General features: G+C 63.5%; 8 protein-coding genes. 3 read left to right on the top strand and 5 right to left on the bottom strand.

Annotation, left to right across the window (positions count from 1 at the left end; all coding sequences use genetic code 11):
• A partial coding sequence (locus HWE17_RS24920) for a malonate decarboxylase subunit alpha (protein WP_176390645.1) occupies positions 1–985 on the bottom strand: 985 nt, incomplete at its 3' end.
• Positions 986–1,104: 119 nt separating this feature from the next.
• Between HWE17_RS24920 and HWE17_RS24915 the strand changes: the two genes are divergently transcribed.
• Positions 1,105–2,028 carry a LysR family transcriptional regulator gene (locus tag HWE17_RS24915; RefSeq protein ID WP_176390644.1) on the top strand — a complete coding sequence of 308 codons (924 nt, stop codon included), beginning with the start codon at positions 1,105–1,107 and terminating at the stop codon, positions 2,026–2,028.
• A gap of 40 nt (positions 2,029–2,068) precedes the next feature.
• Here HWE17_RS24915 and HWE17_RS24910 read toward each other — a convergent pair whose 3' ends face one another.
• From HWE17_RS24910 to HWE17_RS24895, 4 genes are all read right to left on the bottom strand, one after another.
• Positions 2,069–2,428 carry a hypothetical protein gene (locus HWE17_RS24910; protein WP_176390643.1) on the bottom strand — a complete coding sequence of 120 codons (360 nt, stop codon included), beginning with the start codon at positions 2,426–2,428 and terminating at the stop codon, positions 2,069–2,071.
• Positions 2,429–2,526: 98 nt separating this feature from the next.
• Positions 2,527–4,356 carry a glycoside hydrolase family 15 protein gene (locus HWE17_RS24905; protein WP_176390642.1) on the bottom strand — a complete coding sequence of 610 codons (1,830 nt, stop codon included), beginning with the start codon at positions 4,354–4,356 and terminating at the stop codon, positions 2,527–2,529.
• 3 nt (positions 4,357–4,359) lie between these two features.
• Positions 4,360–5,121, bottom strand: coding sequence for a trehalose-phosphatase (gene otsB, locus HWE17_RS24900; protein WP_176390641.1), 762 nt, complete (start codon positions 5,119–5,121; stop codon positions 4,360–4,362).
• Complete coding sequence (locus HWE17_RS24895; RefSeq protein ID WP_176390640.1) at positions 5,121–7,406, bottom strand: trehalose-6-phosphate synthase; 2,286 nt, start codon at positions 7,404–7,406, stop codon at positions 5,121–5,123. Before HWE17_RS24895 ends, otsB begins: the two co-directional genes overlap by 1 nt.
• Positions 7,407–7,645: 239 nt before the next feature.
• Between HWE17_RS24895 and HWE17_RS24890 the strand changes: the two genes are divergently transcribed.
• Both HWE17_RS24890 and HWE17_RS24885 read left to right on the top strand, forming a co-directional pair.
• The gene (locus tag HWE17_RS24890) at positions 7,646–8,761 is read left to right on the top strand and encodes a mechanosensitive ion channel family protein (protein WP_176390639.1); all 1,116 of its coding nucleotides are present in this window, start codon (positions 7,646–7,648) and stop codon (positions 8,759–8,761) included.
• Between the two features lie 51 nt (positions 8,762–8,812).
• Positions 8,813–10,108: a sodium:proton antiporter gene (locus HWE17_RS24885; protein ID WP_176390638.1), complete on the top strand. Its 1,296-nt coding sequence runs from the start codon at positions 8,813–8,815 to the stop codon at positions 10,106–10,108.
• Positions 10,109–10,200: the final 92 nt, after the last annotated feature.

The raw sequence follows: 10,200 nt of genomic DNA, 5'->3' as shown, positions 1-10,200 counted from the left end.
CCGCGGCCGCATAGCCTTCCATGCCCAGTTCCGCGCCGAAGCAGTGCACGCTCTCGACCCAGCCCGTCTCGATGGCAGGGATCAAGGTCGGATGGGGATTGAGCACCCAGTTGCGGCAGATCTTGCCTTTCAGGCCCAGCTGCTCGCCATACGTGGGCAAAATCAGCTCGATGGCGGCCGTATTGAAACCGATGCCGTGATTGAGCGACTGCACTTGGTGTTTTTCATACACGCCGCGGATCGCCATCATGGCCATCAGCACGTGCACGGGCTTGATCACGCGCGGGTCGCGGGTAAACAGCGGCTCGATGAAGAACGGTTTATCGGACTGCACGACGAAATCGATCCACGAGCCGGGCACGTCGACCCTGGGTAAATCGCTGACGTCGTCGACGATCTGATTGACCTGGGCGATGACGATGCCGTCGCGGAAGGCGGCCGATTCCACCAGGGTCGGCGTGTCCTCCGTGCTGGGGCCCGTGTACAGATTGCCCTGGCGGTCGGCCATGTAGCCGGCCACCATGACGACGTTGGGTGTGAGGTCGACGAACAGGCGCGCATACAGTTCGATGTAGGTGTGGATGGCGCCCACTTCCAGCAAGCCATCCTGCAGGAACTGGGCGATGCGCAGGCTTTGCGTGCCGGCAAACGAAAAATCGAGCTTGCGGGCGATACCCCGTTCGAACAGGTCGAGGTGCTCGGGCAGGCTGACGCTGGGCATGATCAGGTGCAGATGGTGGATCTTGTCGGGGTTGACCTGGGTCAGCATGCGGGCGAGGAAGTCGGCCTGCTTCTGGTTATTGCCTTCGAGGACGACGCGGTCGCCCGGCGCCAGCAGCGCTTCGAGCACGGCGACCATGTCGCCCTGCTGCAGCACGGGGCCGCTCGCGTACTGGCGCACGGCGTCGAGGCGGCGGCGCTTCTCGGTGCGACGCGTGTCCCATTGTTTTTGCCGCTGCGCTGGCGCTGCTGTGGCGGTTGACATCTTGCCTCCGAATTGAGCTATCGAACCTTGACGATAGAGTGAAAACGGAGGCGCGACAATCAACCTGCTACCATGTTCATTACCCTGAAGTTAATGAACTCACGATAATCACGGTGATCATGGCCATCAACGAAGAAATCACGCTGAAAAAGCTCGAGGTGTTTCTCAGCTTTATGGAATTGAACAACCTGGCGCGGGTGGCCGACGCGCTGGGCCAGAGCACGGTCAGCGTGCACCGCGCCCTGCACTCGCTGGAAGACGGCTTGCGCTGTCCCCTGTTCAAGCGCGAGGGACGCAGCCTGATCCCCCTGCATGCGGCCTACACCTTTGCCGAATCGGCGCGGCGCGCGCTGGCCGAGTGCGAGGAAGGCGTGCGCAAGGTGCGCGAAATGTCGGGCATCAACCCCGTGCGCCTGAAAATCGGTTCGCTGTATTCCTTGACCCTGCACTGCATCCCGCAGCTGGTGATCGCCCTGAAGCTGCGCCGGCCCGGCCTCGACATCGACCTGACCCTGGGATCGAACCGCGAACTGCTGCAAAGCCTGGCCGATGGACGTTTGGACGCCATCATCGTCGGCGTGCAGGAGGAAGAACAGCATGCAGGACTGGTGTCCGTGCCCCTGTTCCAGGACGACGTCTACCTGGCCGCGCCGCTAGCCTCGCCGTATGCGGGCGCCGCATCGGTGGACTTGCAACTACTGCGCAACGATAAATTCGTCACCCTCAACGAGGGTTTCGTCACGTCGCAAAGCTTCAACCACGCGTTTGACCTGGCAGGATTCGTGCCCGATACGGCCATGCGGGTCGGCGACATCTTCTCGTTGATCAACCTCGTCAGCGGCGGCATCGGCTACAGCCTGCTGCCCGGCCGCGTGCGCGCCTTCAGCTCGCGCATCGAACTGATCCCTCTGGACGCACGCTACGGCTCGCACCAGCAAATCACCCTGCTGATGCTGAGCAGCCGCGAGCGCGACCCGAATTTGCTGGCGCTGGCGGCGGAGTGCCGATTGTATGGACGTGGCGAGCGCGCAACTGGCAACTGAAATAGCGTCGCAGGAGCGCCGCGAGCATGCCTGTATCAACTCAAGTTGGAAACTCTCCGCGCATATAGGTTTTCCAGAGATTGTCGATAAAGTCGATCTCGACTTTATTCTGGCATGCCTGCGCAATCAAGCCCATATCGTCCGACACGTAGCCAGCAAGGTCGGCATTTTCAGTGACTTGATACACTTTCTTGAATGCGATCTCCCTGATCTCCTTCACTTGGGCGCCTTCAGATGGACAAGATGAGCTCACTTTTTCGTAGCTGGCACACCATGCGCCATCAAACTCAGCAGATTCCCTGGTGCACAATGCAGCATCCCAATCAGTCTCTTTCTGGAAAACAGTCTCAAGAAAAGTGCTGTCATTTATTGTCGCTAAAATGTCGTTTTCGGTCGTCATCTCGATATTTCATATTGATCAGTGTAGATGCCATTCGGCATTTCGTGTTCTGGCGCACCAAGGCGGGTGATGACCTGGCGCGGAATGACACGGTACGGTTAAACCGCGCTATCCCAAGGCGCCGACAACCTGACCGCGCAGTTGATGAGACCCACCATCGAATACGTCTGCGGGAAATTGCCCCACATTTCGCCCGTCACCGGATGCGTATCTTCGGACAACAAGCCCAGATGATTGCGCGCCAGCAGCATGGTCTCAAAAATCTTGCGCGCTTCGTCTTTCCTGCCGATGCGGGCCAGGGCGTCGATACGCCAGAAGGTGCAGATGTTGAAGGCCGTTTCCGGTTTGCCGAAGTCGTCGGGCGCTTCGTAGCGGCGCATGTAGGGGCCGTCGCACAGCGATGCTTCCAGCGCGTCGACTGTCGCGATGAAACGGGGGTCCATGGGGTCGATGAAGTTGACTTCCGCCATCAACAGGACGGACGCGTCGAGGTCGCGCCCGCCCAGGCTTTCGGCGAAGGCCTGGCGCTCCTCGCTCCACGCTTCGCGCAGTAATCTCTCGCGTATCAGCACGGCGCGGCTGTTCCAGTGGTCGGCGCGGTCCGGCAAGCCCAGTTTATGCGCGACTTTCGCCAGGCGGTCGCAGGCGGCCCAGCTCATCAGCATGGACGAGGTATGGACCCTGGCCCGCGTGCGCAGCTCCCACATGCCCGCGTCCGGCTCCGCGTGCAGTTTGAAGGCCTGGTCGCCCACGGCTTCCAGCGCGGCGAACTCGGCTTTTCCCGCCCGGTGGAACAAGCGATGGTCAAGAAACGCCTGCGCCGCGCCCAGGACGATATTGCCGTAGACATCGTGCTGGAAATGTTCCTGCGCCTGGTTGCCGACGCGCACGGGGCCGTTGCCGCGGTAGCCGGGCAAGTGGTCGAGCGTCGATTCAGGCAACTGCTCTTCCAGGCCAATGCCGTACAGGGGCTGGATGTGGCCGCCTTTCGAGCGGGCGACGATATTCGTCAGCCAGCGCAAATACTCTTCCATGGTGCCCACTTCCGACAGGCTGTTCAGCGCGCGCACGACAAAGAAGGCGTCGCGCAGCCAGCAGTAGCGGTAATCCCAGTTGCGGCTGCTGCCGGGCGCTTCCGGGATGCTCGTCGTCATGGCGGCGATGATGGCGCCCGTGTCTTCATATAAAGACAGTTTTAAGGTGATGGCCGCGCGGATGACCACGTCCTGCCATTCCAGCGGCACGGCCAGGCGGCGCGTGTAAGTGCGCCAATAATTGATGGTTTCCTTTTCGAAGATGCGCGCCGTCTCGTCGATGCCGCCAGCCAGGGTTTCATCAGGCCCTAGCAGGAAATTGGCCGTGCCGCCCAGCACGAAATACGTTTCGCTCAGCACATAATTGAGCGATACATCCGTGTTCAGGCGCAAGGTCTGTTCCGGCCCCACGTAGCGGATGTGGTGGCTGCCCTGCGTGATCTGCGGCGCCAGTTTGCCCCAGTCGTAGCGGGGGCGCAGGCGCACGCGGATGCGCACGGCATGATCAAGCGGGCGCACCCGGCGTATCAGCATCAGCGGGCGGAACATGCGGTCGCGGCTGAGGAATCGGGGCGCGAAATCCGTGATTTCCACGCCGCGCCCCTGCGTGTCGTAGAGCCGCGTGCGCAGCACGGCCGTGTTCGGCTCGTAGAATTGCTCGCTGCGGGCAAAGTTTTCAATGTCGATGGCCCACACGCTGCCGTTTTCCGTGGCGTCCAGCAGGCCGTTGAAAACCGGGTCGCCATCGAAACGGGGCAGGCACGACCAGACGACTTGCCCCGCCTGGTCGATCAGCGCGCTGAAGGCGCAATTGCCCACCACGCCGCAGTTGAGGGACGCTTGCGCGGGCACGCCGCCGGGGGCGTCATAAGCTTGTTCAGGGGATATTGTCATCGGCTACTCCTTGAAGGGGGATACGGACGCGGCCAGCAGCGCCGTGCGCAAGGCGCCCGGGCTGGCCAGGCGCAGGGTGGCGGCGCTGGGGCCCTTGCCCACTTTCACGCCCTGCCCGCCTGCTTGTTGTACAAAGGCAAAGCCTGCCTCGTCGGTGGTGTCATCGCCCGCGAACACGGGACGGCGGCCGGCGAATGGCGCCTCCACCATGAAGGCGGCGATGGCGCCACCCTTGTCGGTGGCAGCCGGCTTGGCTTCCAGGACCATTTTGCCATGCAACAGCAATACCCCCGGGCACGCTTGCACGGCCGCCGTCATTTCGTGTACGCACAATCGCTCGAGTTCGGGCGCCAGCCGGTAATGCAGGGCCACGGCGCCGCGCTTGTGTTCCACCAGCAAGCCGGGATATATCGCCGCCAGCGCCCGGGCGCGGGCCAGCACGGGCGAGACGTCGGGCGTGGCCGCCACATGCAGCACGCCATCGGCGTCGCGCCGCTCCACACCGTGCACGCCGGCAACCGGCAGGGTCAAGGGCGCCAGCATGGCGTCGATCTGGGCGATGGGACGGCCGGAAATGAGGGCCAGCGCGCCGCCGTGTCGCTCGGCCAGCAGCGCCAGCGCTTCGACCACGCCCGCTTCCAGACGCACGCCGTCGGGCGTGGGCGCCAGGTCGACCAGGGTGCCGTCGAAGTCGAGGAAGACGGCGCTGCCGGGCGCACCCAGCAGCTGCAGCAAAGCCGCACTATCGTCAGGTGTATCGTCCATCAGATCCCCTTGCGCCGCTTGATGCGGCTGTGGGCGTCGATCTTGGTCATGACCTTGTCGCGCTGGCGCAAACGGGCCGCGTCCAGCAGCATGCGCCCCGCCCAGCGGTAGACATTGAAATGTTTCACACGGGCCCGCATGCTTTTCATGCGCTCGCGCTGCTCCACGGGCGGCATCACGAGGGCGCGGTACAGGGCGTCGGCGCCCTGCTCGATGTGGTAGGGATTGATGATCAGCGCTTCGTGCAGCTCGCGCGCGGCGCCCGTGAATTGCGACAACACCAGCACGCCCAGCTCGTCGTCGCGCGCGGCGATGAATTCCTTGGCCACCAGGTTCATGCCGTCATGCAAGCTCGTCACCATGCACACTTCGGAAGCGCGGAAATAGCGCTGCAAATCGTCCTGTCCATGGTGCTCCGCTTTCAGCAGGATGGGCACATAGTCTCCGCTGCCGAAGCGGCGGTTGATGCGCTCGACCATCTTGCGCACCCGGGCGTCGAAACTTTGATATTCATCGAGCGAAGCGCGGCTGGGGGCGGCAATTTGCACGAAGGTAAAATGGCCCACCATGCCAGGCTGCTGTTCCAGCATGCGCTCGACCGCCTGGAAGCGCTCGACGATGCCTTTCGTGTAATCGAGGCGGTCCACGCCGATGCCCAGCAAGTGGTCGGGCGCCACGCCCAGTTCGCTGCGGATTTGCGCGCGGCACGTGGCCACGTCGGGCTGCGCCGGATTGTCTTCCGGCCAGGCGATGGAAATCGGATAATCCTCGACCTGCGTCATCTCGCCGCCGTAGGAAATCGTCGACGCTTCCGGTTCGATGCGGGTTTCCAGGTAGCGGTCCACCGTTTCCAGGAAATTCTTGCGGTGAAATGGCGTATGGAAACCGAGAATCGTGCTGCCCAACAAGCCGTCGAGGATTTCTTCACGCCATGGACAGATGCCGAACGATTCCGAGTTCGGCCAGGGGATATGCCAGAAGGTGATAATCGTCGCCTTCGGCAAGGCTTCGCGCACCATGCGCGGCAGCAAGGCAAAATGGTAATCCTGCACCAGCACGACGGGGTTGTCCGTCTTCGCTTCGGCGATCACGGCGTCGGCGAAGCGGCGGTTGACTTTCACGTACTGCTCCCAGTCGGACGAGCGGAACACGGGGCGCACATGGGCGATATGGCACAGCGGCCACATGCCTTCATTGGCGAAACCATAATAGTAGCCCTGCTCTTCCTCGTCCGTCAGCCACACGCGGCGCAAGGTATAGCTGGGGTTGTCGGGCGGCACGGGCACGTGGTCGAGTTTATCGACCGTCTCGCGGTCGGCGGAACCGGCGCCATGCGCGATCCACGTGCCGGAACAGGCGCGCATCACGGCTTCCACGGCCGTCACCAGGCCGCTGGCCGGGCGCTGCACCGCTATTCCATCTTCCGTTTTGGTGTGGATGTACGGCTCGCGGTTCGACACGACCAGCACCTGGTCGCCCTGCAAGTCCGCTTCCAGCAAGGCGCGCAGCTTGTCCGGCGTCCAGTCGGACGACCAGCCGTTATCGCCCTGGCGTTCCAGGTGGTATTCCTGCAGCAATTCGCGCAAGTCGCCGATCAGCGGCTGCATTTCCGGCGGTGGCGCGGGCGCGGCGGCGGGTGCGGCAGCGGCCACTGCGCCATTACTCTTCGGCAGCAACTCGCCCCGTAAAATATCCTTGACGGCAGCCAGCCAGCCGCGCCAACTCAGGTGCGCCACGAACACGGTCATCAGGGAAATCAGCACGGCCAGCACGGCCAGGAAGGCAAAGATAAAACGTTTGGTATCGGTATTGCGGCGCTCGACAAAGCTCATGTCCTGCACCAGCACCAGACGGCCCAGCTGCGATGCATCCTGCATCACGGGCGTTTCGCTGAGATGGACTTGCCCTTGCGGCAATTGCGCCAGGGATTTGTACAGGCCGCCCGTGGGAGGCGTGCTCCAGCAGCCGATGGAAGGCGGGTATTGCGCGGATTGGTACAGCAAGTGGCCCGCGTTGTCGCAAAAGCCGATGGCGATCAGGCGTTCGTCGCGCGTGGCGCCCTGGAACAGTTCGCTGATGCGGGTGGCGTCTTGCGCGGGCAGGTATTCGGTGAGCGAGGGCCGGAGGGTTCCAGCGAGCAATTCTGCCCGGCTGTCGAGGTCGCGCACGTACCAGCGCAGGGTGATGTTGTCGAGCAGGGGTACTACGATATAGGCAAACAGTCCCAGCACCAGGGCCAGTGGCAGGATGAAGCGCAAGGACATTCGGAGTGATCGTACTATCATCGTTTTCCTTTGCAAAAACAAAAAGCATGGCAAGTATGACTATGTTTCCAATGCGGCGACGCCCGTTTGTTTTCCGTATTGAAACGTCAACGTGACATGGCGCAGCGCAGCAATTTCGTCCAGTATCCACCTTGACGCAAGTCTTATCCGTACGGCAACGCACGCCCCCGTTACGCCATCTGCCCGTAAAATACCCGCTTCCGACATCCATTTCACCAATACACAAGGAGTTTTCGCCTATGGATCTCAGCACGTTCCACTCGCTGATGGGAGGCCCGCTGCGCTCGGCGCTGACCGTGCTCGTTTCCGCCCTGCTCGTCACCGTGGTCGCCATCGGCGTGCACCGGGCCGGCATCAGCCTACTGAAAAGACTGGCCAATGGCCGACCGTTCACCACCAACGCCACGCGCGTGGCCTTCCGCGCCAGCCAGCTGTGCGTGATCGTCTTCGGCTTGCGCATGGTGCTGGCCGGCGCGCCCGACGATACGCCGGGACTGGTCGCCATGTCGCACATGGCCAGCGTGGCGCTGATCATCGCGCTGACCTGGCTGGCCATGCAATGCATCCAGGCCCTCTCCATCACGATTTCCGAAGTCAATCCCGTCGATGTGGCCGACAACCTGCGCGCGCGCCGCCTGATCACCCAGGCCCGCGTGCTCACGCGCAGCGCACACGCCATCGTCGTGATCCTGGGCCTGGCCTTCGTGCTGCTGACCCTGCCCGGCGCGCGGCAGATCGGCGCCAGCCTGCTGGCCTCGGCCGGTGTGGCGGGCCTGGTGGCCGGTATCGCCGCCCGCCCCGTGCTCGGCAATTTCATTGCTGGGCTGCAAATTGCGTTTTCGCAACCGATCCGCATCGATGACGTGCTGATCGTCAATGGCGAATGGGGTAAGGTCGAGGAAATCAAGGGCACGTATGTCGTCGTGCGCGTGTGGGACGAGCGGCGCCTGATCGTGCCGCTGCAATGGTTCATTGAAAATCCGTTCGAGAACTGGACGCACAGCTCGTCCACACTGCTGGGCACGGTGTTCCTGTGGCTCGATTTCAGCATCCCGCTCGAACCGCTGCGCGCGGAACTGGCGCGCATCTGCGAATCCGCCACGCAATGGGATGGCCGCGTCTGCACGGTGCAGGCGACGGATTCCAACGAGCGGGCCGTGCGCGTACGCTTCCTCATCAGCGCGGTAGATTCAGGCACGGCGTTCGAATTGCGCTGCATCGTGCGCGAGCAGATGCTGGCCTTTATCACCACCCATTATCCGCACGGCCTGCCCCGCTTGCGCTCCACGCACGACCCCATCGAACTGCATGGCATGCAGGCGCAGAACGACAGCGTGTCGCTGCACAAAGCATAAAAAAAACCTGCGGCGCGCTGCCCTGGCCCGCGCGCCGCTAGAATAGGGCGCATGAGCACCACCGCCTGGTTCATCCTGATCGGCTGCCTGATGCTGGCGCGCGGCCTGGGCGCCGACAGCATCGCGCGCCTGCCATTGACTTCGGCCATGGCTTACCTGGGCGTGGGCCTGCTGCTGGGCCCCATGTTCCTTGGCCTGTTTTCGTTCGACCTGGTGCAGCAAGCACCCCTGCTGGAAACCCTGACGGAAATCGCCGTCCTCATCTCCCTGTTTTCCGCCGGCGTCAAGATGCCCGTGCCGTTCAGCCTGGCGCGCTGGCTGCCCTCGCTGCGCCTGGCGTGGCTGTCGATGGCCATTTCCGTGGCCCTGGTGGCCGCGTTCGCCTACTGGGTGCTGGGCCTGCCCCTGGGCGCGGGCGTGCTGCTGGGCGCCATCCTCGCGCCCACCGACCCCGTGCTGGCCACCGACGTGCAGCTGCGCCATGCGGGCGACAGCGAGCAATTACGCTTCATCCTGACCAGCGAGGCGGGCATGAACGACGGCAGCGGCTTTCCTTTCGTCATGCTGGGCCTGGGCTTGCTGGGCCTGCATGAACTGGGACCGCACGGCGCCACCTGGCTGTGGCGCGATCTGGTCTGGGCCAGCGCGGGCGCCATCGCCCTGGGCGCGGCCGGCGGCGCGCTGCTGGCCTGGCTGGGCTGGCAGGTGCGCGCCAAGGAGCCGAAACACGCGATGCTGGACGACTTGGCGGCCCTGGGCTTGATCGCCCTCGTGTATGGCCTGGCCACGTGGCTGCACGCGTGGGGGTTTCTGGCCGTGTTCTTTGCCGGCGTGGCCTTGCGCCAGACGGAACTGCGGCTGGCCGGCGCACCGAAAGACCGGCAAGGCTTGCTGCAGGCCGAGGACACCCACGCCGTGTCCGCCGCCAGGCCGCACGACAGCGACGTGCCGCTGACCGTCAGCGGCGAATCGCTCGTCTTCAAGGAACACCTGGAACGCCTGTCCGAACTGACCCTGGTGCTGCTGCTGGGCGGCGCCGTCACGGCCGCCGCCTGGAGCTGGCAGGCGTGGAGCGTGGCCCTGTTCCTGCTGCTGGTGGCGCGCCCGGCCAGCGTGATGCTCGGCTTGCTGGCCTCGGGCACCAGCGTGCGCCTGCGCGGGCTGGCCGCCTGGTTCGGCGTGCGCGGCATCGGTTCGCTGTACTACCTCAGCTATGCCATCGCGCATGGCTTGCCGCGCCCCCTGGCGCGCGAACTGGCCGACATCACCCTGGTCGTCGTCATCCTGTCCATCGTCGCGCACGGCCTGACGGTCAAGCCTTTGCTGGAACGCTATTGGCGCAAATAACGGATGCAAATAGGCGCCGGCGACCCCTTTGTCATTGCTGCACAGCAATGTTTTGTCAATTGCCCCTATGGCGGGCAGAAATATTGTTAAGA

It is taken from the genome of Janthinobacterium sp. BJB401 (assembly GCF_013372745.1).
In the GTDB taxonomy this organism is placed as follows: domain Bacteria; phylum Pseudomonadota; class Gammaproteobacteria; order Burkholderiales; family Burkholderiaceae_D; genus Janthinobacterium; species Janthinobacterium rivuli.
Note: the sequence above shows the minus strand (reverse complement) of the source record. Positions and strands in the feature narration are given on the sequence as shown.